The sequence below is a fragment of the Exiguobacterium sp. UBA5002 genome, from assembly GCF_002396765.1.
In the GTDB taxonomy this organism is placed as follows: domain Bacteria; phylum Bacillota; class Bacilli; order Exiguobacteriales; family Exiguobacteriaceae; genus Exiguobacterium_A.
Genome location: NZ_DGYQ01000020.1, coordinates 52254 through 76096 on the forward strand (window position 1 = coordinate 52254; position 23843 = coordinate 76096).

The 23843-nt window shown below is 43.8% G+C and carries 24 protein-coding genes and 1 tRNA gene; 10 read left to right on the forward strand and 15 right to left on the reverse strand.

Annotation, left to right across the window (positions count from 1 at the left end):
* Positions 1 to 32 precede the first annotated feature (32 nt).
* The 4 genes from B4C70_RS04565 to B4C70_RS04580 all read right to left on the reverse strand — a co-directional run bounded on the left by B4C70_RS04565 (position 33) and on the right by B4C70_RS04580 (position 2943).
* Positions 33 to 914, reverse strand: a complete 882-nt coding sequence (locus B4C70_RS04565; protein WP_290777225.1) for a helix-turn-helix domain-containing protein — start codon at positions 912 to 914, stop codon at positions 33 to 35.
* Positions 915 to 997: 83 nt separating this feature from the next.
* Positions 998 to 1888, reverse strand: coding sequence for a helix-turn-helix domain-containing protein (locus B4C70_RS04570; RefSeq protein ID WP_290777227.1), 891 nt, complete (start codon positions 1886 to 1888; stop codon positions 998 to 1000).
* 7 nt (positions 1889 to 1895) lie between these two features.
* Positions 1896 to 2783, reverse strand: coding sequence for a helix-turn-helix domain-containing protein (locus B4C70_RS04575; protein ID WP_290777229.1), 888 nt, complete (start codon positions 2781 to 2783; stop codon positions 1896 to 1898).
* Positions 2784 to 2872: 89 nt separating this feature from the next.
* Positions 2873 to 2943, reverse strand: a tRNA-Thr gene (locus tag B4C70_RS04580).
* Between the two features lie 438 nt (positions 2944 to 3381).
* Between B4C70_RS04580 and B4C70_RS04585 the strand changes: the two genes are divergently transcribed.
* Positions 3382 to 4557 (forward strand): MalY/PatB family protein, encoded by a 1176-nt coding sequence (locus B4C70_RS04585; protein ID WP_290777231.1) that lies wholly within the window; start codon positions 3382 to 3384, stop codon positions 4555 to 4557.
* Between the two features lie 261 nt (positions 4558 to 4818).
* Positions 4819 to 6291, forward strand: coding sequence for a sodium/proline symporter PutP (gene putP / locus B4C70_RS04590; protein WP_290777233.1), 1473 nt, complete (start codon positions 4819 to 4821; stop codon positions 6289 to 6291).
* A 56-nt stretch (positions 6292 to 6347) separates the two neighbouring features.
* On the opposite strand, the gene B4C70_RS04595 is transcribed toward putP, so the two are convergent.
* Together B4C70_RS04595 and B4C70_RS04600 are read right to left on the reverse strand one after the other, a co-directional pair.
* Positions 6348 to 7139, reverse strand: coding sequence for a class I SAM-dependent methyltransferase (locus B4C70_RS04595; RefSeq protein ID WP_290777235.1), 792 nt, complete (start codon positions 7137 to 7139; stop codon positions 6348 to 6350).
* A 41-nt stretch (positions 7140 to 7180) separates the two neighbouring features.
* Positions 7181 to 7495: a hypothetical protein gene (locus B4C70_RS04600; protein WP_290777237.1), complete on the reverse strand. Its 315-nt coding sequence runs from the start codon at positions 7493 to 7495 to the stop codon at positions 7181 to 7183.
* Between the two features lie 204 nt (positions 7496 to 7699).
* Between B4C70_RS04600 and B4C70_RS04605 the strand changes: the two genes are divergently transcribed.
* The 3 genes from B4C70_RS04605 to B4C70_RS04615 all read left to right on the forward strand — a co-directional run bounded on the left by B4C70_RS04605 (position 7700) and on the right by B4C70_RS04615 (position 9435).
* Positions 7700 to 8182: a GNAT family N-acetyltransferase gene (locus B4C70_RS04605; RefSeq protein WP_064299696.1), complete on the forward strand. Its 483-nt coding sequence runs from the start codon at positions 7700 to 7702 to the stop codon at positions 8180 to 8182.
* 125 nt (positions 8183 to 8307) lie between these two features.
* Positions 8308 to 9006 carry a queuosine precursor transporter gene (locus B4C70_RS04610; RefSeq protein ID WP_290777239.1) on the forward strand — a complete coding sequence of 233 codons (699 nt, stop codon included), beginning with the start codon at positions 8308 to 8310 and terminating at the stop codon, positions 9004 to 9006.
* A gap of 57 nt (positions 9007 to 9063) precedes the next feature.
* Positions 9064 to 9435, forward strand: coding sequence for a PilZ domain-containing protein (locus tag B4C70_RS04615; RefSeq protein ID WP_214747276.1), 372 nt, complete (start codon positions 9064 to 9066; stop codon positions 9433 to 9435).
* 53 nt (positions 9436 to 9488) lie between these two features.
* Here B4C70_RS04615 and B4C70_RS04620 read toward each other — a convergent pair whose 3' ends face one another.
* Positions 9489 to 11159 carry a glycoside hydrolase family 13 protein gene (locus B4C70_RS04620; RefSeq protein WP_290777241.1) on the reverse strand — a complete coding sequence of 557 codons (1671 nt, stop codon included), beginning with the start codon at positions 11157 to 11159 and terminating at the stop codon, positions 9489 to 9491.
* Between the two features lie 224 nt (positions 11160 to 11383).
* On the opposite strand from B4C70_RS04620, the gene B4C70_RS04625 reads away from it, so the two are divergent.
* From B4C70_RS04625 to B4C70_RS04635, 3 genes are read left to right on the forward strand one after another with little or no spacing between them, the layout of a single operon-like run.
* Positions 11384 to 12001, forward strand: a complete 618-nt coding sequence (locus B4C70_RS04625) for a hypothetical protein (RefSeq protein ID WP_047395521.1) — start codon at positions 11384 to 11386, stop codon at positions 11999 to 12001.
* A 48-nt stretch (positions 12002 to 12049) separates the two neighbouring features.
* Positions 12050 to 12844 carry a thymidylate synthase gene (locus B4C70_RS04630; RefSeq protein ID WP_029341960.1) on the forward strand — a complete coding sequence of 265 codons (795 nt, stop codon included), beginning with the start codon at positions 12050 to 12052 and terminating at the stop codon, positions 12842 to 12844.
* On the forward strand, positions 12841 to 13317 hold the full coding sequence (locus tag B4C70_RS04635; protein ID WP_064299692.1) for a dihydrofolate reductase: 477 nt from the start codon (positions 12841 to 12843) through the stop codon (positions 13315 to 13317). Before B4C70_RS04630 ends, B4C70_RS04635 begins: the two co-directional genes overlap by 4 nt.
* A 50-nt stretch (positions 13318 to 13367) precedes the next feature.
* On the opposite strand, the gene B4C70_RS04640 is transcribed toward B4C70_RS04635, so the two are convergent.
* Positions 13368 to 14885 carry a GGDEF domain-containing protein gene (locus tag B4C70_RS04640; RefSeq protein WP_290777244.1) on the reverse strand — a complete coding sequence of 506 codons (1518 nt, stop codon included), beginning with the start codon at positions 14883 to 14885 and terminating at the stop codon, positions 13368 to 13370.
* A gap of 80 nt (positions 14886 to 14965) precedes the next feature.
* Positions 14966 to 16360 (reverse strand): class II fumarate hydratase, encoded by a 1395-nt coding sequence (gene fumC / locus B4C70_RS04645; protein WP_035396940.1) that lies wholly within the window; start codon positions 16358 to 16360, stop codon positions 14966 to 14968.
* Between the two features lie 115 nt (positions 16361 to 16475).
* Between fumC and B4C70_RS04650 the strand changes: the two genes are divergently transcribed.
* Complete coding sequence (locus tag B4C70_RS04650) at positions 16476 to 17780, forward strand: hemolysin family protein (protein ID WP_290777246.1); 1305 nt, start codon at positions 16476 to 16478, stop codon at positions 17778 to 17780.
* A 22-nt stretch (positions 17781 to 17802) separates the two neighbouring features.
* Here B4C70_RS04650 and B4C70_RS04655 read toward each other — a convergent pair whose 3' ends face one another.
* Genes B4C70_RS04655 through B4C70_RS04665 form a run of 3 tightly spaced genes read right to left on the reverse strand, consistent with a single transcriptional unit; the run spans position 17803 to position 20358 of the window.
* The gene (locus B4C70_RS04655) at positions 17803 to 18204 is read right to left on the reverse strand and encodes a reverse transcriptase-like protein (RefSeq protein ID WP_290777247.1); all 402 of its coding nucleotides are present in this window, start codon (positions 18202 to 18204) and stop codon (positions 17803 to 17805) included.
* Complete coding sequence (locus tag B4C70_RS04660; protein WP_290777249.1) at positions 18197 to 19156, reverse strand: CobW family GTP-binding protein; 960 nt, start codon at positions 19154 to 19156, stop codon at positions 18197 to 18199. Before B4C70_RS04660 ends, B4C70_RS04655 begins: the two co-directional genes overlap by 8 nt.
* An 11-nt stretch (positions 19157 to 19167) precedes the next feature.
* On the reverse strand, positions 19168 to 20358 hold the full coding sequence (locus B4C70_RS04665; protein WP_290777251.1) for an HD domain-containing protein: 1191 nt from the start codon (positions 20356 to 20358) through the stop codon (positions 19168 to 19170).
* Positions 20359 to 20498: 140 nt separating this feature from the next.
* On the opposite strand from B4C70_RS04665, the gene B4C70_RS04670 reads away from it, so the two are divergent.
* On the forward strand, positions 20499 to 20984 hold the full coding sequence (locus B4C70_RS04670) for a hypothetical protein (protein WP_290777253.1): 486 nt from the start codon (positions 20499 to 20501) through the stop codon (positions 20982 to 20984).
* 269 nt (positions 20985 to 21253) lie between these two features.
* On the opposite strand, the gene B4C70_RS04675 is transcribed toward B4C70_RS04670, so the two are convergent.
* From B4C70_RS04675 to B4C70_RS04685, 3 genes are read right to left on the reverse strand one after another with little or no spacing between them, the layout of a single operon-like run.
* Positions 21254 to 21820 (reverse strand): deoxycytidylate deaminase, encoded by a 567-nt coding sequence (locus tag B4C70_RS04675; protein WP_064299687.1) that lies wholly within the window; start codon positions 21818 to 21820, stop codon positions 21254 to 21256.
* 47 nt (positions 21821 to 21867) lie between these two features.
* The gene (locus tag B4C70_RS04680) at positions 21868 to 23076 is read right to left on the reverse strand and encodes a toxic anion resistance protein (protein ID WP_023468594.1); all 1209 of its coding nucleotides are present in this window, start codon (positions 23074 to 23076) and stop codon (positions 21868 to 21870) included.
* Positions 23063 to 23806 (reverse strand): 5-bromo-4-chloroindolyl phosphate hydrolysis family protein, encoded by a 744-nt coding sequence (locus B4C70_RS04685; protein WP_050677413.1) that lies wholly within the window; start codon positions 23804 to 23806, stop codon positions 23063 to 23065. Before B4C70_RS04685 ends, B4C70_RS04680 begins: the two co-directional genes overlap by 14 nt.
* Between the last annotated feature and the right edge of the window lie 37 nt (positions 23807 to 23843).

Sequence of the window (23843 nt, forward strand, 5' to 3'; positions counted from 1 at the left end):
TCTCCTCTTTTCTCGTTTGTTAAGCAATGACCTCATTCAGGTATAGACTGCAAAAAAGAACGTTTCACCTCTAGAACGATGTCAGCATATTGTTTCATCTGAAAGGCAGAGAATAATTCGTAGGCCATCGTATAATCATGTTTCGTCTGCAAGATATCTACACCCATTCGCTCATGAAATTCACCACGTTGATAATAGAAGTGCGCTAAATAGGATGTCTGTTTCAATTTTCGACTGAGCAGTATCCCTTCCTCGATGATACGAAGTCCTTTTTCTGGCTGATTAACTTTATATAATAATTTCGCATAATTATAAAGAATCTTAAGTCGTTCTTCTTTTAAACCGCTAATTTCTGTCGTGAACTGTAATACGTCAGTATATATTTTTTCTGCTTGTTGATACTGTTCGCACTCCGCATATAAAATGGATAGTGCCATCTTGACTCGAAAGTAAAGAATCGGATCCTGCACCTGTAAACCTTCTTGATCGATCAATCGTGCAAATAAGACTGAGGTCGTTCGATAATCAACGTGCTGTTGCCGATAGGCGATCACGATTTCATAGTATCTCATTATTCGCCTTACTTCGTCAGAAGATCGACGGGATGAGACTTGTTTCATTACACGAAGGCATTTATCAAATTTATTTTCTCGTACTAGCTTACGAAGTGCTTGGTCAAGAATACGAGCTTGTTCCAAACGATGTTCAGCACCATCTTTAACGAGTTCGGATATAGGAACACAAAGCTTTATAGCAAGTTGCTGTAATAATTCAACGGTCGGCATCACCTTACCGTTTTCAATTTTACTAATTTCAGCCTGACTACAGATCCCTGTACTAATGTCTTTTTGTGATACGTTGTTCAAACGTCGATAAAATTTCAGTGTCTCCCCAATTGGATGTACGTTTTTCATCTTATCACCTCTCACTACTCATTTGATTGCACTTTTAATAAAAAAACCTTCTTGTTTGGCAAGAAGGTTACGCATCCTATTTATCACTTCTCAAAGGTAAATAACATATACTTTTCCTTCATGCGAAGAATCATCTGTTTTCGAACGTCGTGCTCAAACGCGTGAAACAATATATAGGCGACGGAATACTGTTTTTGAAGTGACATCTCATCTTCACCTGACTGTTCGTGATAGTGCGCGAGTTGATAATAAAAATGTCCAAATAAAAATGTATGATTATGCAGCAAACATAGTTTATATCCTTTCTTAGCGATGGCGATACTGTCCTCAGACTTTTCTTGGTATTCAAGAATCTGACAATGATTAAAATAAATTTTCAGTAACGCATTCAGATGGGCAGTCGACTGGAGCGCTTCAATTTCTCTTTCCAATTCCTGATATACGGATTCCGTTAAATGAAATAGATCCTTTTCTGAATACATATTTGCAATCGCCATTTTGATTCGAATGAACAATTGAATGGAATGCGACCACACTTCTTTTTCATTCAACAAGTTGCTGAGTAGGCTCGCAGCTGTTCGAAAGTCAATCCGATTTTGTTTTAGATCAATGATCGTTTTAATGTAACTTTTTAAAATATCGACTTCAGTGATCATATTTTTTTCTTGCTGATTAATTCGCTCCATTGCTTCTTCGTACTTCTCTTCTCGAAGCAAATCGGATAAGAATTGATCAATTTGAAAAAATTGTTCTTCATCCGTATGTTCTTGAAATAATAAAGAAATGGGCACCTTTAACCTTTTGGAAATTTGTTGCAACAAATCGACAGTCGGTGAATTTAAGCCGTTTTCGATTTTACTGATTTCAGCTTGGCTACAAATATCTTCACATAGTTCATTTTGTGTCATCTGCTTCTCAATTCGCAGTTGTTTGATTTTTGTACCAATCGATGAAGTTAATGCAGTGATCTCCATCGTTTACTCACTCACTTTCATTAAGCGGAAATAAGAGATGTTCGGAAAAATACGTTTCAAGGATTTTTAAATAAGAGTGATTCTGAGTCGCAATAAAAAAGGAATAGGCGGTCGTATAGGCTTCCGTTGTATCTCGTTCCGATGCTTTTAACGCCTCTAACAAAATGCCTTTTTGAAAATAAAACTGTCCAAGATACGTTAAATCTTGCAATTGTTTCGTTTCTTTAATTACCTGCTCAACTTTCTGCAACCCTTCTTCGAATCGTTCAAACTCTACTAAGTTACGAATGAAATTATACATGATCTTCATTCGAATTTTTTTATATTCTCTCGTTTGATAAGGCAACTCTAATAATGCTTTGTAGATTTGATGAGCACGATTATATTCTTCATGGTTCGTATAAAGTACCGCTATCACCATCTGAATTCGTGTATAAAGTAAAAATGATTTTTCTTCCACCCGTTCCTCACTGACAACTTGCAACAAGGACGCAATACAGGTCCGAAAATCAACATTTCCTCTTTCATATTCAAGTAATTCTTGATGATAACGAATTAAAATTTGAGTTTCGACAGCGTTTTTTGATTTTTCATATAACATTAAGTCCTTTGCCATGTCTGAATATGTTTTTTCGCGTAAATGACGAATCATTCGTTGATCAATTTCGTTTAACTTATGTGACACGATTTCATCTTCAAAAAACAATGAAATCGGGATGCGTAGTCTTCGACAAATCTGCTGCAACAAATCAATCGTCGGGGAATTTCGACCATTTTCGATTTTACTGATTTCAGCCTGACTACAAATTCCTTCACAAAGTGCTTTTTGTGTCATTCCTTGTTTTTTTCGTTCTTGCTTGATCTTATCACCAACAGATTGAATGACTGGATGCATGTAAGTCACTCCTCAAATCAAAAATATCGAACTCATGAAAAAAGTCTTCCGTTTCAAGTATATATCACTTGAGACGGAAGACGTGTCTATGCTTCCGGCGAGAATCGAACTCGCACTGCAGCATTACCATTGCTGAGGTCTGCCATTAACCTACGGAAGCTTGCAAAACCTGATTCTAGTATAACTTATAGAAAAAGACAAAACAAGAAGTCGATGCTTTTTCAGCTCAACTTCTTGTCACTAATTTACAATGTAGTTTTCGTTAGCGAGTTATCATAAACGACTAAAACTGAATAATGTTCATCCGCTTTAGACGCAACGAATGTTGAAAATTTTAATGTAATGATGGCGTTCGATCCGACCCCATTATTTTCAAAAAAGTCATTTAGTCTTTCCTCTAATTCTTCAGGCGATCGCCCGACGACTACTTTAGAATGCAACATGATCATCACTCCGTTCCGTTATGGTAGGTTCGAGTTTAGTAATTGCCTGATCGTATAAATATTAAACCTTTATTTTTTCGACTTGCCCCACTCTCTCCCTATCCGCTATGGTGAAATGGAGTCATTCAATTATTAAAGAACAGGAGTGAAGTCTGATGGAACAAATCAATTTCGATGAAACGATCGAGAAACGAAATACAGGATCCGTCAAGTGGGACGGGCTCCCTTCGCTGTATGGATCAGATGAGCTGATTCCGATGTGGGTTGCCGACATGGACGTCCGTCCACCACACCATTTGACAGAACGATTGACAAGACGTGCTGCTACAGGTCATTTCGGTTACTCGATGTTTGAAGACGAAGCAAAACGAGCGATTCAGCATTGGTTTCAAAAGCGGTATGACGTATCAATCACTACTGATTCCATTCTTTATTCAAGCGGTGTCGTTCCTGGACTTGTGCATACTGTCCTAGCATTGACTGAACCAAGTGATGAAATCATCATCCAAACACCGGTCTATCCTCCATTTCATCAAATCATTCAGTCTAATCAACGACAACTCATTGAAAGTCCGCTTCTTTTAGACAGTGAGACGTACCAGACCGACTTTCCACTTCTCGAACGACAAATGCAAACTGCGCAGATGATGATTCTGTGTAGTCCTCATAATCCAAGCGGAAAAGTCTTTCCTAAAGAGGAATTACAGCGCATCGTAGCACTCGCGAAACAAAACGATGTCTACCTTGTATCCGATGAAATTCATGCGGATCTCGTCTATAAGGGTTCTGTCCACACACCAATTCTTGCCTTAGATTATGAAAAAATCATTTTGGTCAGCGCACCATCCAAAACATTCAATATTCCTGGACTTTACGCGTCTTATTTGGTCGTACCAGACACTTCGATTCGTCAACGGATCGAGCGTGTCCAGCAGCGTCATTTCGTTCACCCGAATGCATTAGCTTCAACTGCTATTACAGCAGCGTATGGTGATGTTGCGAGTGAGCAATGGCTTTCACAATTACTTGTGTATTTAGAAGGAAATCGTGACCATGCTATTCGTCGGATTCGCCAAGAGATGCCAAAATTAGACGTTGTCATTCCAGAATCAACTTTCCTGTTGTGGATCGACTTCAAAGCACTCAAACTAGATAGTAAAATACGAGCAGATTGGCTCGTTAAGGAAGCAAAACTCGCTTTGACACACGGTTCTTCATTCGGTTCCCATGGAGAAACGTTTGAACGCTTAAATATCGGTTGCCCTCGCGCACAGCTCGATCAAGCTCTAGACCGCTTAAGCGCTGCGTACGAACGATTTTGGAGCAATTAATTTGACTCGAATGACCTTAAATCATTAGGGTCATTTTTTAATGCAGTGAATTATTCGGAATATTTTGATTAGAAGAACTTTAATAGGGACTAAAACCGTCCCAATCCCTTAAGGCACTAGGCGTAGCGGCACTTTTCCTGAAAATGGAGTGACTTGCAAAGTCGTTTTATCCCCTGTAAGGTTGGGAACATATCATTTGGCGAACAAGTCAATACATGCTTGATCGCTGAAAAAACTATTGCATTTGGAGGATTTAACTTTATGACGCAAGAATGGATTTCGATCATCCTGTATCTTGTTCTCATGTTGGCAATCGGTTATTTTGCCTACAAGCGAACGACGAATACAGAAGATTACATGTTAGGCGGACGCGATCTCGGTCCAGGTGTAACAGCACTCTCTGCTGGTGCATCGGATATGAGTGGATGGATGCTCATGGGACTTCCCGGCGCCATGTATGCAACAGGTGTATCAGCCCTTTGGCTCGCACTTGGTTTATTGATTGGATGTTACGTAAACTATATCGTACTCGCACCACGTTTCCGTCTCTATACGGAAATGGCAAACGACTCAATTACGATCCCTGATTTCTTAGAGAATCGTTTTGAAGACAAATCACGCGTGCTTCGTACTGTGTCAGCACTCGTCATCATCATCTTCTTCACGTTCTACACATCAGCTGGAATCGTTTCAGGCGGAAAACTATTTGTCAGCTCATTCGGATTTGATTACCACTATGGTATGCTCTTGACGATTGCGGTCGTAATCGCCTACACGTTATTTGGCGGTTTTCTCGCAGTTAGTTGGACCGACTTCGTCCAGGGCTGTATCATGTTCATCGCACTCGTGCTTGTTCCTGTCGTCGCATTGACAGACGTCGGCGGAGTCGATGGTGCATACAACTACGCTGAAAAATTAGACCCTTCGTTGTTTGATCCACTTAAAGGAACAACAGTTCTTGGAATCATCGGATTCCTTGCCTGGGGACTTGGTTACTTCGGTCAACCACACATCATCGTCCGTTTCATGGCGATTCGCTCAGTCAAGGATTTAAAAAGCGCCCGTCGTATCGGGATCGGATGGATGTTCATCTCGATTCTTGGTGCGATGATGACAGGACTCGTTGGAATCGCCTATTTCGAAGGTCAAGGGAACGGACTTGGCGACCCGGAAACGGTCTTTATCCGCTTCTCTGACGTACTGTTCCACCCTTATATCACTGGGTTCTTGATGGCTGCGATTCTTGCAGCAATCATGTCGACGATTTCATCACAGTTGCTCGTTACTTCGAGTGCGTTGACAGAAGATTTTTATAAAACGTTCTTGAAAAAGGATGCAACGGATAAACAACTCGTCTTTACTGGTCGAATCTCTGTGCTTCTCGTAGCAATCGTTGCAAGTGTACTCGCTTGGAATCCGTCAGCGACGATTCTTGCACTCGTCGGTTATGCATGGGCTGGATTCGGTTCTGCCTTTGGTCCGATCATCTTGCTTTCTCTTTATTGGAAACGGATGACGAAACAAGGTGCACTAGCTGGTATTATCTCAGGTGCCTTGACTGTCATCATCTGGGTTCAACTCGGACTTAGTACGACGCTTTATGAAATGGTACCTGGATTCTTCACAAGCTTGATCTTTACGGTCGTTGTCAGCTTGATGACGAAACAACCGGTCAATGCCGTTCAGGAAACGTTTGAAGAGATGGAAGACGAATTAAAAGACGCAGTTCAATAATCAGCAAATAACAAGTAAGACCTCTGCCGAAACATCGGCAGAGGTCTTTTTTTGACTTACAGTTCAATCACGCCATAATGCAACTTCGACGTCTTTCGCTTAGTTCGTTCAAACCCAAACCGTTCAAACAAGGGACTCTCATAATGTGCTTTTAACACGATGCGCTGACGTGCCACACGCTTCGCCTCCACCATCGCTTCCTCGGATAAAGCTTCATAATTCGCAAGCGTTCGTAAAGCATCGAGATGCGTCGATTCTTCGACGGTCTGTTCGAACATAGGATCAAAGTAGATGACATCAAAGGAATTATCCGGACATTCTTTCAAATAGGCGAGATGGTGTTTGACTCTCACTTCAATTCGTCGCATCGCTTGATTGATCGGTTCGTAGGATTCTTCCCACCGTTTTAATCCGTTCTTGACGACAAATGCTGTCTCAACCCGACTTTCTAAGCCGGTAATCTGACCTCGCTCTCCGATGGCATGACTCATGACGATGGCATCTGCTCCAAGACCAAGTGTGCAGTCAAGCACACGCATCCCTTCCGATAAGCGTCCGATCGCAACGAGAGGATCGCCTCCTCCTGCATCAATTTGTTTGATGCGAAACACCGCACTCGAAGGATGGAAAAAGAACGATGTCGCCTCGCCTAGTGGATATAAATCAAGCCGTTGTTTATCGACGACAAGCACCGGTAATCCTGTCTCCTGTTGCAAGTGTTCTATGCTTTTTTTCTGACGCACGACGTAGATAAAATGTATCGTCTCATCCGCTAACAACTGCTTCACACGATGATGCACGTCGTCAGTCGGACGAAGACATGTCGTCAGTCCAATGGTTGGTTTCATAATGTGTTCCTCCACAAAAAAATAAGCTAGCCGGAGCTAGCTCATTTCTTTTTCTTCAATAATCCTTCGATATCTTCAATCAATGCTTTTTTCGAAATCAGGTCTTCTTGCTTTTCCTGTTCGACTTTTGCATCGACCGTCGTCCGCTTCATGAGTGACTGAAGCGTCTCATCAATGCTTGATTTCAAATGATCGCGGTCTTCTTTATTAAGGGAAAGATCATGTTGAACTTCATCCCCTTGTTCATCTAATTGGCGTAAGCGTTCCGTCAATTGTTTCGCTTCACGATTCAAGTCCGAATACAATCGTTCGATTTGCTCTAGACGCAATTTGATTCCGTCACGTTCTGTGAACACGTTTTCCAGCCCCTTCCAGTATGCAGTTGTCTACATCATTACTTTACCATATTCCGAGGTAATTAAAACAATCACAAGATGATTACAGAATGACTTTTTTTAGATTTCTTCCTGCGGATCGATTCCAGTTAATTTTTGCAATTGCACGGAGGGTATCGCTATAATGTAAACGAAGCATCAATTGGGATGAGGGAGGATTTTGTGATGGAATTGAGACGTCGAACATTACGTCATGTCGATCAAGCTGAGTATGATCATTTCTTGAAGTATGGCGAGCAAGCATATGGACTGACTCCGCAAGAAATCAAAGGGTATGACCATGAGCTTGGAGAAGAGCGGGCTTTTGATTCCGTCGAGCACAGTTATCCTGAAGATTATTACTTTGATATCGTTGAAGCAGATACGATCGTGGGGCGGGTTCTGCTCTTAAAAATGGGTCACTACTTCCAACTCGACTTCATGGTGTTTGATCCCTATACGCGTCGGGGTCTAGCTACTCAAGCAGTTGCTGAAGCATTGACGTATTCCGGGGTACTAGATCGTCACGAAGTACGCGCGCGTGTCCTTGAACAATCACCACACGCTTCGTTTGCAAAACGCATTTTGGAAGCGAATGATTTTACGTCGACAGAGAACTATTACGTCAAAGGAAGACGTCGTCGGTACTCTCTGCAACGAATGGGCTAAAGAACATCCGAAAGACCATGAAACTCATGGTCTTTTTTTAATGCCCTTATCGCTTCATCACCTTTGACAGTTGATGAATTTCAGCGTACAATTTTCATCTGTATGAACAGAAAGGAGTACATCTCATGAACGAATGGTTATGGATCCCTTCCATTTTTTTAACGATGGGATTATTGATTTTCAGTTATTATTTATTTGGTAAGACAGGATTATTGATGTGGATTGCCATCGCAACAATCCTTGCAAACATCCAAGTCACACAAACCGTCGATATTTTTGGTTTCGTCTTTACGTTAGGGAACGTCGTATATGGCAGTTGTTATCTAGCGACAGATATCCTCAATGAAAAATACGGAAAGCAAGTCGCTCGTAAAGGCGTCTATATGGGGTTCTTCTCCCTCATCACGACGACCGTCCTGATGCAGTTCAGTCTCTTATATACACCACTTGCTGATAAGGCTGCACTCGAAACATCCGATTCCTTGCATTTATTGTTCGGACTCTTACCATGGATTGCTGTTGGTAGTCTTGCCGCTTATCTTGTCTCGCAACTATTCGATGTCTTTATTTATTCAAAGATCCGTCAGAAGACAGGCGAACGGAAGCTTTGGTTACGGACGACAGGGTCAACTGTATTAAGTCAATTGCTTGATACATTGACGTTTTGTGCGATCGCCTTCCACGATATGCCCTTCTCCATATGGTGGCAAATCTTCATTACGACGTATCTCGCAAAATTCGTTGTCGCTTGGTTCGCGACACCATTCATGTATTTAGCAAAACGTATCCACCCAACGAAACAATCGACAGACGCTGCCGCATGACCTAAAAAACTAGAAGACTTGACGAAATTGTCGGATAATGGGATTGGAGGTGCCTACATGAAAATCAAACGCAATGAACCGTTTCGATATACGCTGAAGACTCCTATAATTGGTGAATTTTACTTGCTCAAAGATGAACAGCGTACACCGAAAGGGTTGATGAAGATTCATAATATCTCACCGAACGGACTAGCAATCAGCACAGAACTAAAACTTCCACTCCTCAAATCAATGAAAATCGTCGTTGAATTCTCATTGATTGAAGGACAAGTGCCACTATGCATCGAAGGGTTTTTATTGCATGAGAAGCCTTCCGGTCCTGGGCGGTTGTACGGTATCCATCTCAATTCGACAACAACTGATCGTGAAAAAATCATTTCACAAGTGAAACAGATCGCGAAATCAGAACGATCCCTTCTTAATGATTAAAATGGCATTGCCCCTACATATGTAAGGGCAATGCCATTTTTTATCGAAACAATTTATGCGTCAAACGTACGGAAGACGACGGCTTCATAAGGTCGAAGCGTTAGTTCATCGGTAACAACGGACTCCTCATAGTTTCCGATGACGCGGTCTGACTTATCATGCGTAGACGGAATATTCACATCATGATCCGCAAACGAACAGTAGACATACCATGTCTCCCCTTCAAGCGTTCGTGAATAGGCGTATACTTTTGGATGATCTTCGAGTAAGAGTTCATAGCGACCATAGACGACGAGCTCATGGTCATGTCGTAGACGAATCAACTGTTGATAGTAATAAAAGATGGATTGCTCATCTGCAAGCGCCTGTTCGACGTTGATTTCCGGATAGTTCGGATTGACCTTCAACCATGGTGTTCCCGTTGAGAAACCAGCGTTCTCCGACGCATCCCACTGCATCGGTGTCCGCGCATTGTCGCGTCCTTTGATATGGATGGAACGTAGTAGTTCAGCCGGTGATGCCCCTTGTTCCGTACGTTCTTTCCACATGTTCCGAATTTCGATATCTTCATAGTCCGCGATGTCTTCAAAAGCGACGTTCGTCATGCCGATTTCCTCGCCTTGATAGATATATGGCGTCCCTTTTAACAAATGCAACAATGTAGCAAGCATTTTAGCTGACTCGACGCGGTACGTCGTGTCATTTCCGAATCGACTGACGACGCGGGGTTGATCGTGGTTGTTCCAATAGAGCGAGTTCCACCCCGTCTCATGTAAGGCCGTCTGCCATTTGGTGAAGTTTTGCTTGAGTTTGAGTAAATCAAATGGAATGACGTCCCATTTCCCGTTCGGACCTGAATCAAGATCCATATGTTCGAACGTAAAGACCATGTTGACCTCTTTACGTGCCGGATCCGTGTAAAGAATGGCATCATCCGTCGTCGCTCCTGGCATCTCACCGACTGTCAGGACATCGTATTTACCGAAGGAAGCTTCGTTCATCTCGTGTAAAAACTCATGGACACGTGGTCCGTTGATATAATGTTCTCCACCATCTCCATACAGTGCTCCTGGATGGACCGTCGCATCTGGTAAGCCAGGTGTCTTCGAAATCAAGTTGATGACGTCCATTCGGAAACCATCAATCCCTCGATCCAACCAGCGACGAATCATCCCGTACACATCGTGACGCATCTGCTCATTTTCCCAGTTCAAGTCAGGCTGCTTCTTCGAGAATAAGTGAAGATAGTATTCATTCGTTGTTTCATCATATTCCCAGGCAGGTCCAGAGAAAATCGACCCCCAGTTGTTTGGTAGAGAACCGTCTGGATTTGCCGGGCGCCACATATAATAATCCCGATATGGATTGTCCTTGCTTTGACGCGATTCCGCGAACCACTGATGTTCATCTGACGAATGATTGATGACAAGGTCCATAACGATTTTGATATCTCGTGCATGTGCCTCATCTAGAAGACGATCAAAATCATCCATCGTCCCGAATTCCTTCATGATGGCTTCATAATCACGGATATCATAGCCATTATCATCGTTCGGTGAATCATAGACAGGACTTAGCCAAATGACGTCGATACCAAGCGTCTTCAAATAATCCAACTTTTCGATGATTCCGTTCAAATCACCGATCCCGTCCCCATTCGAATCATTATAACTACGTGGGTAAATTTGATAAACGACACTATTATGCCACCATTTACGTTCCATCCTCAACACTCTCCTCTTTTATGTACGTAACGTGCTACATATTGAGCAAACGATTGCATCAATTTGTAAAAGCGCTTTCAATTATCACAACGTCATCTTAACATGTCCATGAGAGGTGCTCAAGCAAGAACCTTAACATATTTGATATCATGAAATATGAAATACAAGTGTTTACTACATCCAAGATGATGGGAAAGAAAGGTATGAGAAAGGAGTGTGGACAAATGTATCGTCGATATTTGCTCTTCCTTGTCTGGGCGATTGCTATTGTCTTCATCTTATTATTTGGAAATAATCGTGTCTTTCCAGAAGGTTTCTTGATTTCGTTTTTACGTTTCGACCAAAGTCAATTTGATACATCCGCGTTAAGTTTATTTGCCTTACTCGGTATTTATCCGTTCGCTTTCTTTTTACTATTTCTAGATGAGAAACGATTCATGCGCCCCGGACCGCTCGTCGCAAGTATTGGATCGTTCTTCTTAGGTGCCTTCGTGTTGATGCCTTATGTCGCCCTCGCTATTCCAAGGAAAACGTTTCTTCCTTTTCGTCGTCGCGGGTGGATTCCGACCGTCGTCGCCTTACTTAGCGTCGTGACGACATTATTGCTTTGGATTGCTCTTGCTCGGTCTGATTGGAGTATATTCCGCATCTACTTTGAGACCAATCAATTCGTTCGAACGATGACCGTCGATTTGTTATTATTCTACATTCTACAAGTCTATTTGCTCCGGCGCATTCGTCTTCGGAATGCACAGTCATTAAAGTGGCAAGACGTGATTCCGCTCTTTGGCTTATTCCGTTATCTATTCGCAAGACATTTACCGACATCCTCAAAATCTTAATTTATGGTACAATGAAATTTGGATTTTTTGAAAAGGAGCTGTCATCCGATGGAACAATATCATGCACTTTGCGAACACATTTTGGAACACGGAACAAAAAAGGAAGACCGGACGGGAACGGGGACGCTCAGCGTGTTTGGTCACCAAATGCGCTTCTCCCTTCAAGATGGCTTTCCTCTCATTACGACGAAAAAGTTACATATGAAGTCGATCATCCATGAGTTGATTTGGTTCATCTCGGGTGATACGAATATTCGTTATCTACAGGAAAATGGTGTGCGGATTTGGAACGAATGGGCAGATGAGAACGGAGATCTAGGTCCTGTTTACGGAGCACAATGGCGCTCTTTTCCACGTCCAGATGGCACGACGGTCGATCAGCTGGCACAAGTCATTGAACAGATTAAGACGAATCCGGATTCTCGTCGTTTGATCGTCAGTGCTTGGAATCCTGGACAAGTCGATGAGATGGCTTTACCGCCCTGTCATCTCTTGTTCCAATTTTATGTCGCTGACGGAAAACTATCATGCCAATTGTATCAACGTTCAGCTGACGTTTTCTTAGGCGTACCATTCAATATTGCATCTTATGCGTTACTGACACATATGATTGCTCATGTGTGTGGACTTGAAGTCGGAGACTTCGTTCATACGCTCGGTGACGCTCATATCTATTCGAACCATGTGGAACAAGTCAATCTTCAGTTGACGCGTACCCCGAAAAAATTACCGACGCTGCGCTTCGCTCGAACAGTCGATCGTATCGAAGACTTCCGCTTCGAAGACATCATCATTGAAGGCTATGATCCTGATCCGCACATTAAAGGTGTGGTAGCCGTATGATCACACATATCGTAGCGTATACAAAAAATCATGTCATCGGTCGTGACAATGCGATGCCTTGGCACCTTCCAGCTGATTTAGCTCACTTCAAGCGTACGACGATTGGCAAACCGATCATCATGGGACGAAAGACGTTCGAATCTATCGGACGACCGTTGCCCGGTCGAGAGAACATCGTCATTACGCGCGATCAGACGTTTGCAGCCGAAGGTGTAACGGTATGGCATGATCTATCTGCTTTACAACCATACGTCGATTCAGAAGAAGAAGTCTTTTTGATTGGTGGTGGAGAGTTGTTTGCTCAAACGCTTCCTCTTGCTCGCCGCCTGTATGTCACTGAAATTGATACGGTTCTTTCTGGAGATGTACATTATCCCGAAATCCCATCTTCATTTCAGATTACTTCCGAAACACATTATGATGCGGTCGAGGGAAACGATTATCCGTTCATCATTCGTCGATATGATCAGTAACTAAAAAACAGCCACATTGCTCCGTATGACGGACGAATGTGGCTGTTTTTTTAAGGAATTTGCATGATCCATTCAGCAATCCATTCCTCCATATCAGAATCGAACTGTGAGGTCATGATATAGTCCGTCGCACCGCATGATAGCGCATTAGCTAAACGATCGTTTTCTTGATTTGTCACGACCAAAGCATCAATGATCGATTCCCGTTGTTGTCTCCACTCCTCTAATCGTACAAAGTTCTCGCTTGCTAACTGATCGAGTGAAAGAATCGCCAATTGTATTGGCGACGTCCGTTGATCATCTAGCGGAATCACCTCAATATGGTATTTCGGATGATTCGGCATATCAAGCGTATGTACCTGTTTAAGGAATCCTTCCTCGACACGGATATAGACTGGTATTTTTTCGATCGATATCGCTGTCGAATAGGACACCACTTGATTACGACCATTACGTTTCGCTTGATACAGAGCTTCATCTGCCTCTGCTGTTGCTTGCGCCAAGGATGTGTGGAGATCAAAAGCAAGGGAGAGACCAATCGAAACTGTTACTTTTAATCCGTTCGCAAAAATATGGCGCTCGACACGCTCGCGAATTTTATTCATACTCGCAACTGCTTGCGGTACTGTTTCTGCTGAAAACAATAAGATGAATTCCTCACCACCGAAACGAATGAATTCATCATCGAGACGAGCGGCTTGTTGAACGACGGTAGCTAGTTCGGAGAGGACCAAATCCCCCGTTGGATGTCCATGTAAATCATTGATCCGCTTAAAATGATCGATATCAAAAATCGCTAACCCAAATGTCCGCTGTTCACGTTCGAGACGTGCTACGCGACGATCAAAGGCATTTTGGAGGTATTTCCGGTTATAAGCTCCCGTCAGTTCATCGACCAAGATCGTCGAAGATACGACCCTTAATTTTCGTAATAGTCTCGCTAGACGAACATGTCGTTCTTCATTCGTCACTGTCTCATCCCAGTAGTCATCGGCTCCCATCTCATAGCTGACTTGACGAATGTCAGACCGGTTCGGACCTACGATGATGACGGGAACGAATGCTGACTCCATTTGTTTGATCAGTTTTTGAGTCAACTCTAAGGATTCCGCGATAGATGCATGGTCGATGATGACAGCATCCATAGCAATATCATGTGATATCGACAACGTGTCTTCCACCGAACTGAAGAATCGTGACATATAGCGCTCCTGTTCGAGTAATTTCTTCCATTTGATATTCTCAAGAAAACGTCTTGTCACAGTGACGACCAATTCTTTTCGAATCCGATTGGCGCGTGAGCGTTCCGACAACTGATCGACGATTGGCCGCAGTAATTCTTTAACGATCGGCTGCGTGATGACCGCATTCATTTGTTCCCACGTCGCTTTTTCCCGACTCACTTGATCGGCAAGTCCTTTAAACAGTTCCTCTCTCCCGAGCCCTTCAAGCCAGCTTGCTAATGCGAGTAATTCTGTCCGTGGCACGGTCGGCATCCGAAGTAACGTCTCCACCATGATGATCGTCTGTTGCAGTTGTTTTTCTATCCGTTTTCGACTCCGTTCCATCCAATCCCCTCTCTTTCCATACATCCGAAGAATCGTCCTCGGATAAAGAGAAAGCGAGGGAATTCCCCCGCTTTTTCAACTCACGCTTTTAAGTTCGGACGGACCATATCTGCTGGTACAATCCATTGATCATATTGTTCTTCTGTTAGTAGACCAGTCGCAAGTGCTGCTTCTTTTAAAGTTGACCCGGATTGATGCGCTGCCTTTGCAATTTTCGCCGCATTCTCATATCCAATGTGCGGGTTGAGTGCAGTGACAAGCATCAACGAACGTTCGACGTTCTCAGCGATGACAGATTGTTCTGGTTCGATTCCGATCGCACAGTGGTCATTGAACGAATGCAAGGCGTCTGTCAGTAAGCGAACGGATTGTATGAAGTTATACATAATGACCGGCTTGAAGACGTTTAGTTCGAAGTTTCCTTGACTTGCAGCAAAACCAATTGTCGCATCGTTTCCAAGGACTTGCGCAGCGACCATCGTCAACGCTTCACTTTGAGTCGGATTGACTTTCCCAGGCATGATTGAGCTTCCTGGCTCATTTTCTGGAATCGTGATTTCGCCGATCCCTGCTCGTGGACCTGATGCGAGCCAGCGAACGTCGTTTGCGATCTTCATCGCGTCCATCGCTAACGCTTTGACCGCACCATGCGTAAAGACGAGTTGATCGTGGCTTGTTAGGGCGTGGAATTTGTTTTCCGCACTCGTGAATTCATATCCCGTTTCTTCACTCATCTTTTGCGCAGCCAAATCACCGAAGTCCGGATGTGCGTTGATGCCCGTTCCAACAGCCGTACCGCCGATTGCTAATTCCGTTAACGGATCAAGCGTCCGTTCGATCATTTGCTTCGAAAGTGCAAGCATCCGGACCCAACCGCTGATTTCTTGACCGAGTGTGATGGGTGTAGCATCTTGCAAGTGTGTCCGTCCGATCTTGACGATATCTGCAAACGCGTTCGCTTTTTCGTCAAGTGTCGCATGCAAAGCATCGATTGCTGGGAATAGTGATTCCAACAAGACTGTCTTCGCCGCTAAATGCATCGCTGTCGGATATGTATCATTTGAACTTTGTGATTTGTTGACGTCATCATTCGGATGAATCGTCGTCTCACTGCCTTGTTCTTTCAACTTGCGTGTCGCGACCCGAGCGATCACTTCGTTGACGTTCATATTTGACTGTGTACCTGAACCCGTTTGCCAAACGACAAGCGGAAACTCATCATCGAATTTCCCCGCGATGATCTCGTCACATACTTCAGCGATGACACCTGCTTTTTCTGCCTCAAGCACGCCTAAGTCGCGGTTCGCAAGCGCCGCTCCTTTTTTCAGGACTGCAAAGGCACGAATGACTTCAATCGGCATTTTTTCCGTTCCGATCTTAAAGTTTTCTAGACTACGTTGTGTTTGTGCGCCCCACTCCTGCGCTTCCGGTACACGAATTTCCCCCATCGTGTCACGTTCTACACGGTATTCCATAAACAAATTCCCCCTTTTGATTACTTCTCTTCTAGTTTACCGGAAAGCTCGCAGAATGGGAATGAGGGAGACAGTTTTGGGGAATAGTTTATTATCGAAAAGGAGTGAAGATTTCATGTGGTTAATAAATTTAATAATTGTTTTATTATTGATTCTGGCGAACGGTATATTTGCGATGACCGAACTCGCTTTGCTTTCCTCAAAACGGTCCAAATTAGAGAGAGCAGCGAATGATGGCAAAAAGTCAGCCCATGTTGCGTTAGAGTTACTTGATCGACCAACTGATTTGTTATCGACTGTTCAAGTCGGCATCACGTTAATTGGAATCGTCAATGGTGCATTCGGTGGTGCCGCGCTCTCTGGTCCTGTCATCAAGTGGCTTGCTCAATTCGCGTGGCTCGCCCCTTATGCCAGTACGATCGGCTATATTCTAGTCGTAACGATCATCACCTATATTTCACTCGTCATCGGTGAACTCGTTCCTAAGCGTGTCGCCCTTGTCAGTCCAGAACGGGTCACGATGTGGCTTGCCCCACCGATGCGTTTTTTCTCGATTATGCTTCGACCATTCATTTGGGTTCTAAGTAAGTCAACGAGTTCCATCTTCCGTTTGATTGGTCTGGATCGACTGCAAACAGAAGACGAGACGGAAGACGAAGTCCGGCAATTACTGATTCGTGGTACGCAAGAGGGAACCTTCAATCGGTCTGAAGCGGAGCAAGTCTCTCGTGTGTTTGATTTTCATGATTTGTACGCGTACGAACTGATGGAGCCGCGTACCGTTACCGAATGGATTGACTTAGCGGATGACTCCGATACGATCTTACAAGAGCTCCGGCAAGCGCGACATCGAAACTTACCGGTTGGTCATGGTGACTTGGATCACTTCGTCGGTTTCATCGATGCGAAAGAGGTGCTATCAACGGAACGACCTGTTCAAGAACTTGAACGGCTGATTCAATCACCGCTGATCGTTCCCCGTCAATTAAAAGCAACCGTCTTGCTTGAACGGATGCGCAAAGAGACGGTATCAATCGCATTTGTTCTCGATGAATACGGTGGTTTCCTCGGCATGATTACCTTATTCGACATCCTCGAAGCATTCGTTGGCGAAATTTCAAGCGTTGAGGAAGAACCGGAACTCGTCATGCGAAAGGATGGCTCCTTCCTAGCGGATGGTCTATTGCACATCGATGATTTAAAGCGGACGCTCGGTTATACAGAAGACTTACCCGGTGAACAGTTGAACGCCTATCATACGGTTGCTGGTTTGATTCTATATACGTTAGGTGATGTCCCCTCCCGTGGGAGTACTGTCGAAATTGGACCGTACCGGTTTGAAGTCGTTGATTTAGACGGACGACGCGTCGACCAAATTCTGATCGAGCGCATCGAACATGAACAAACACCCCTACCGTGAGGATAGGGGTGTTTGTCGTCAATCATGCTTCGTATAATCGTAACGCCTCTCGTGCGACACGATCTGCTTTGTTCTCCGACCGTGGAATCCACTTCACGAAAGCGAGTGGTAAGAGTTGATAACGCGCAAAGGCAGGATCAAAAATCGTCTGCGTTCGTTTGTTCTTGACGAATTCGCGTTCGACTGCGAGTGCAACGGCTTCTGAATCCGTCCGAAACGAAATGACGCTCTCGCCTTGTGCAATCAGTTCGTGCGCCCACTCGACGGCTTTATCAAAAGCAATAAATTCTGCTTCATGATTATTGATCGCTTGAATTTGATACATTTTTTCCGTGACTTCGCCCTCGGAATTTTTACTGAAAAGCCCAACCGCCGCTTCATCATTTGAAGGACGGACCGTACCGTCAAAATAAAGTTCAACCATGTTCAATTGCCGCCTCGATTCCTTTTCGTATCGCTTGTTCATCTAGCCCTTTCCCAATGAAGACGAGCGTCGTCTTTGGTTGTTCGCTAAATGGTTCTCTGATTGCTGTGCCATAAATCATGCCAGTACCTTGTAAAATGACCTTTCGATCCGTATCTGCAAAATGAATGATTCCTTTATAGCGATAGAGATCTTCCGCATACGCTTCTAACACCTCACGTAGGACCATTCCAAATCGATTTCGGTTCAAGGGTCGTTCCTCGACAATCGTCAATGCCGTGAAATCCTCAACCGATTGATGAATCTGATCCGTTTGTTGACTGAGTCGTACTTGCTCTTCTTTTGGAAAATGGAACGTTTCAAACAGTCGGTCCGATTCAAGTTGAGCCTGTTCCGTTTCAATGATAGCTGCAGAAGGATTTCGTTCGCGCAGTAAAGCGGACAACGATTCGCGCTTTGACTTGTCAATCAAATCCATTTTATTCAAGATCAGGACGTCAGCAAAGCCGATTTGTTTCACATTTTCTTGGAACGTCAGTTGACGTTCCAAGTGATACGCATCGATGACCGTGGCGACACTGGAAATCTGATAGGACTGTTCAACAGCCGGCTCAAAGTAGAATGTCTGTAGAATCGGCCCTGGATCCGCAACGCCTGTTGTCTCAATCAATAATCGATCAAACGATAACTCCCCATCTCGACGGCGTTTTGCGATCCGTAGCAACGCATCCCGTAAATCACCGCGAATCGAACAACAAATGCAACCATTCGTCAATTCGATCATCTCTTCGTCACTTCGTTCAATCAATGCTTCATCAATATGAACAGAACCTACTTCATTGACGAGCAAGGCAAACTTTTCTGTCGGTTGAGAAACGAGATGATTGAGTAGCGTAGTTTTACCGGCACCTAAAAAACCAGTAATGACAGTCGTACGTATTTTGTCTTGCATGATTTCACTCCTTAGCGTCCTTGTTGCTGACGCCATTTTTCTTTTCGTGCATCGAGTAGATCAATCGCATGAAGATACCAAGCATCTGTCGTTTGCGGCGTAACACTTGATCCCCACTCGCGTTTACCATGGTGTGATAATACCATATGCATGAGACGGTGATAAACAGCACGCGGTAATCGGATATCTTCTTCTCGAAGTGTTTGTTCGAGAACAAAACAACCATACGGCATATGACCCATCAATACACCGTCCGGATCAAGCGCAATACCCGCCAGTTCTTCCTCTTCTTCTGTTACGTGCAACAGTCTTGAAAAACGATCTGTCGATGCACCCGCATGCGTATACTCCCATAGCTTTCCGATGTCGTGCAATAAAATACCGAGCAACAACTCATTCGGATTCGGTCGTTGATCTAACAGAGCAATCCCTTTTGCCGCTTGATAGAGGGCATCAAAACTGTCATCCCAAGAAAATTGACGTATCTCTCGTTCAGCTGCTTGGAAGAGTTCATTTTTATGATCGGCTTCTGCTTCTTGAATACATTTGAGTAGCGTCAAGTATGGTTGTTCACTATCACAAATTCCTCGACCAATCGTCATCATACAAGCAGTATGTTTCAGCAACCCACCGATATAGGCATGGTGATGAAACAGCGCAGCCGGTCGTGTTGAAAAATCCGCCCAGTACTGTCGCAGAATCGAGAGCGCGATTTCTTGGTAAGGAGAATCAAGTTGACCGACTAGTCCAAGCAACTGATCACGATACGTTTCAAGCGATTCATCTGCTGGTAATTGTGGTAGGAACTGCGTCGGTGAGGCGTCATGAATCGGAGTGACGCGCTGAACTGTCAATGACTTGTTTCCGGATTGCGGCGGATATTCCTCTACCTTTGCCTCGACCCGAACGATTCGTGTTTCGAGATATGGACGAAGTGCTTCTTCTGCCGTTCCTTGATTGATCCACTGTTTCCCCTTACAAGATCCAGCGGGCGAATTGAACGTGAACTGCAGCCACTCTCGTCCGGTTTGACCTGTGCGGATTTCACCCGAGGCAACGAGTAACACTTCTTCGATTCGTTCACCCGAAACAAGCGTCTCTATCGAAAGTCCAATCGGTTGATTCGATTGATGGATGGAAAAAGTATCATTTCCATAAGAAAGCATCGTCACTTCCGGAAGTGCTTTGAATAATTGAATCACGTCATCTCACTCCTTTTTCTTCACTCATATCATAGCAGACACGATTTCATCACGACTACTAGTAAACAGATATTGTAAGCGTTTTCTAAATGAATTATGATGAAACTGGAAGTCCATTTTATGCTTAAGGAGGAGAAACGATGATTCGACCACTTACTCAACTATATAGTGAAGCTGTTGGCACACTCGATCAATGGACGGTATCCGAAATCGTGACCCGCGATCAAATTCGGCAAGCTGCCCAGTTGTACGATCCATATCAAATGCATACGTCGTATGCTTTGGAACATTTGTTGATTCATGAATTGCGTGAGGTTTGTCATTATGTCCAAGAACAAGGGCTAACGTTGGCTGATGCGCAAACAGAGCTTCTCATCCTCTCTGCTTTCCAAAGTGATGCCGGCTATCAAGCAGAGGAAATTCAAGATATGTCTCCCACTGCAATCAAACGGCACTTGTCTTCGCTAGACGCCGCCTTCAACCGACTATTACATCAACTATTCTTACATCAATCGCAACCAGACATCCTCTGTCAGCGATTCATGACGATCCTTTCAGGTGCGGTCGCCACAAAATGTGCAATCCGTGCTAAACGCCTCAAGGAAGCGACACTTGTTCATCCATAAAAAAAATCCTGACTCATGTGAGTCAGGATTTTTCATTCAACGACCTGGCATTCCAGCTCCTTGATTGGTTTTGTATGAAAATGCGGCGTTCCGCTTCGTCATATTCTATAGTCATCATGCCAAACTATCCAAGGTCTGTCAATTCTTTTCTAAAAAAAAGTGGACCGATTTTCGATTGAAAATCAGTCCGAATGGAAGAGTGAATAATTACCATGGCAATGCTTGATTTCATCATACAATGCAATGGAAGCGTTTACAACCCTTTTTCGTTAAATTTTTTCAAGAAAATATTCGTTTGCGAGTGGCAAGTGGATGACTTCGATTCCACTTTGTCGCATGAGATTCAATCCGTCCCCATATTCATAACCTGTCGAATAAACGACACGATCGATTTTAGAAGCGATGAGCGCTAAACTACACGCATGACACGGACTATGTGTGACATAAGCTGTTGCATGACGAGCGCTCGTCGAATCAGCTGCTAGCTTACCGAGCGCGTTGATTTCAGCATGAATCTCATGTTGCTTCGACCATTCATGGTGTTCTTCCTGATTTTCGCACCGATAAAAGAGAATCCCGTTTCGTTCAATCAATTCTTCAACAATCGGGTGATCAGGACGCGATGTATAGAGAATACCATCTTGCTTTAAGTAAATTTCGTTGCAATTCACATGCTGACTAGGTGTTCCGTTTATTCCGATTGAAATTGGCTTTTCATCTTTGACGATGACACAGGCAACGGATTTTGAGGCACATTTTGAATGACGGTCTGCCATCATCCGTGCGAATAATAACCATGTCGTATCCCATTTCAACTGCTTCTCTTCATTATTCATTCAAACTCTCCTTTCATGAAGGAAAGGAACACGAAATGTCGTGTTCCTTAGTATGGTCGATTCGGTAATTCTCTGCTTTTTGAGGCGACTTCGATGACTTTTTGTTTCAATTCATTCTCCATTCGCTCTAGTTCATGCTCTGCGTCGCGGCGCTTTTGTTTTCCTTCTTGTTGAATGCGTAATGTCTCATCCAGTGTCTCGATCAAGTTTTGGTGCGCCACTTTTAACGATTCAACGGATACGATACCTTTTTCGTTTTCTTCCGCAATTTCAATCGACGATTCCTTCAGCAACTTCGAATTTTGCTCAAGTAACTGGTTCGTCGTATTGGTGACATCCTTCTGCATTTCAAGCGCTGCTTTTTGACGCGACAGACTCAAAGATAGGACAACTTGGTTCTTCCAAAGTGGAATCGTATTGACGACTGCTGATTCAATTTTTTCCGCTAGAATTTGGTTATTTTGTTGAATGACACGAATTTGCGGTGCCATCTGCAAGCTAATCGTTCGGGATAATTTTAAATCATGGATTTTCTTTTCAAAACGATCCGTCAATTGAATCAAGTCATTCAATTCCTGTAACTTCGTTTGATCCCGCGATACCTCGACTTCCGTTCGTAACGGTTCGATTTCATGTTGACGAACGTGAGCGATTTTCGTCTCGCCAGCTGCAATATAGACGTTTAATTCTTCGAAATAACGCTTGTTCTTTTGATACATTTGATCGAGTAACGTGATGTCCTTCATCAATCCAAATTTTGATCGATCAAGATTGTGTACGACTTCTTCGAGATAAGCGCTCATTTTCTCGTATTGCAAGAAATACGTTTCCGCTTTTTTCTTCGCCCGACCGATGACCGGCACGTTCGACCAGAAGCTCTTTTTTTCTTGAAGCGTATCTGGATCCATTTGGCGGACACGCTGCATTAAGTCACTCAGCAATTTCCCTGCTTCCCCGCCGTCCTTCATCTTCACTTCACTTAAGACTTGATCAGAGAATTGTGATAGTTCACGCTGGACGGGCGCCCCGAATTGCATGACGGCATCCGTTTTTTGTAGATCGATCACCTGCAGTAGACGTTCAATCTTTTGTCGTTGTTCTGCCGGAACATCCGAAGGAATCATTTCTTCGACAGGGCGAGCCGGCATTTTGGGCGGTGTCTCCGCTACGTTTAAGTCGACCGACGGATCAGAAATCGTCGGTTGATCTTGCTCATCAGGCCATTGTTGCCATGTATCTTTATCAGAATGGGTCATGTCGGTAACTCTCCTCCTGTTTTCGTTGTTCAGTCTCTTGCGTCAACACCTTTTCAATCGTCAAGAGTTCCCGTTCTAAATCAACGGTATCCCCTTCAAGCAACAAGGTTTGTTGTTGCTTTAATTTTTGTCCGATCATTTTCAAGTTCGAAATCAATTGATTTTTCGTATCCAATTGAACTTGAGCGCCACGGCGTTCCAAATCGGCATATTTTTCTGAAATCGACAATAAGGAATCCAGATAGAACGTAAAGAAGTCCCGAACTTTTTTGACGTCGCGTGGACTTTCATATAACTCCTCGAACAATACATGTGCTTCCCGTGAGACGATCCGCATCTCACTTCTGATTTCACCATCTCGAATCGAGGGAACGATTTGATCGTACGTCTGGATTTTTGTGAATCCTTCTTCGATCGTCCGTTGCAATACTTGAAGTTCTAAATCATCCGTCTCTTCAAATCGGCGTGTCGCCCGTTCCGGTTTTAAAATGACACTTCCGACGAACTCATCTTCGTCATCAAGTAGTAATTTCTTTTTCACATTTTTCCGCTTGATTTCGGTCGATTTCCGTTCTGTCCGATATCGTCGACCTGGTTTTGTTCGATAACCGCTCCAAATGAACCACAAACCAAGAGCGATGAAGATTCCCGAGAAGTTGAACGTATCGGCCAATTGTAGAAATACGAACATCATACCGATGGAACCAAATATCCACCATGAAGACTTCATGTCATCCCCTCTTCCTTCGTACTGATTCTTCTATCAG

Coding starts and splice junctions, on each gene's coding strand:
- B4C70_RS04650 (WP_290777246.1), top strand. CDS start 16,476: ATGTGGTTAATAAATTTAATAATTGTTTTATTATTGATTCTGGCGAAC.
- B4C70_RS04605 (WP_064299696.1), top strand. CDS start 7,700: ATGGAATTGAGACGTCGAACATTACGTCATGTCGATCAAGCTGAGTAT.
- B4C70_RS04575 (WP_290777229.1), bottom strand. CDS start 2,783: ATGCATCCAGTCATTCAATCTGTTGGTGATAAGATCAAGCAAGAACGA.
- B4C70_RS04565 (WP_290777225.1), bottom strand. CDS start 914: ATGAAAAACGTACATCCAATTGGGGAGACACTGAAATTTTATCGACGT.
- B4C70_RS04685 (WP_050677413.1), bottom strand. CDS start 23,806: ATGAAGTCTTCATGGTGGATATTTGGTTCCATCGGTATGATGTTCGTA.
- putP (WP_290777233.1), top strand. CDS start 4,819: ATGACGCAAGAATGGATTTCGATCATCCTGTATCTTGTTCTCATGTTG.
- B4C70_RS04670 (WP_290777253.1), top strand. CDS start 20,499: ATGATTCGACCACTTACTCAACTATATAGTGAAGCTGTTGGCACACTC.
- B4C70_RS04585 (WP_290777231.1), top strand. CDS start 3,382: ATGGAACAAATCAATTTCGATGAAACGATCGAGAAACGAAATACAGGA.
- B4C70_RS04655 (WP_290777247.1), bottom strand. CDS start 18,204: ATGGTTGAACTTTATTTTGACGGTACGGTCCGTCCTTCAAATGATGAA.
- B4C70_RS04570 (WP_290777227.1), bottom strand. CDS start 1,888: ATGGAGATCACTGCATTAACTTCATCGATTGGTACAAAAATCAAACAA.
- B4C70_RS04620 (WP_290777241.1), bottom strand. CDS start 11,159: ATGGAACGTAAATGGTGGCATAATAGTGTCGTTTATCAAATTTACCCA.
- B4C70_RS04625 (WP_047395521.1), top strand. CDS start 11,384: ATGTATCGTCGATATTTGCTCTTCCTTGTCTGGGCGATTGCTATTGTC.
- B4C70_RS04615 (WP_214747276.1), top strand. CDS start 9,064: ATGAAAATCAAACGCAATGAACCGTTTCGATATACGCTGAAGACTCCT.
- B4C70_RS04610 (WP_290777239.1), top strand. CDS start 8,308: ATGAACGAATGGTTATGGATCCCTTCCATTTTTTTAACGATGGGATTA.
- B4C70_RS04630 (WP_029341960.1), top strand. CDS start 12,050: ATGGAACAATATCATGCACTTTGCGAACACATTTTGGAACACGGAACA.
- B4C70_RS04660 (WP_290777249.1), bottom strand. CDS start 19,156: ATGCAAGACAAAATACGTACGACTGTCATTACTGGTTTTTTAGGTGCC.
- B4C70_RS04640 (WP_290777244.1), bottom strand. CDS start 14,885: ATGGAACGGAGTCGAAAACGGATAGAAAAACAACTGCAACAGACGATC.
- fumC (WP_035396940.1), bottom strand. CDS start 16,360: ATGGAATACCGTGTAGAACGTGACACGATGGGGGAAATTCGTGTACCG.
- B4C70_RS04595 (WP_290777235.1), bottom strand. CDS start 7,139: ATGAAACCAACCATTGGACTGACGACATGTCTTCGTCCGACTGACGAC.
- B4C70_RS04635 (WP_064299692.1), top strand. CDS start 12,841: ATGATCACACATATCGTAGCGTATACAAAAAATCATGTCATCGGTCGT.
- B4C70_RS04675 (WP_064299687.1), bottom strand. CDS start 21,820: ATGAATAATGAAGAGAAGCAGTTGAAATGGGATACGACATGGTTATTA.
- B4C70_RS04680 (WP_023468594.1), bottom strand. CDS start 23,076: ATGACCCATTCTGATAAAGATACATGGCAACAATGGCCTGATGAGCAA.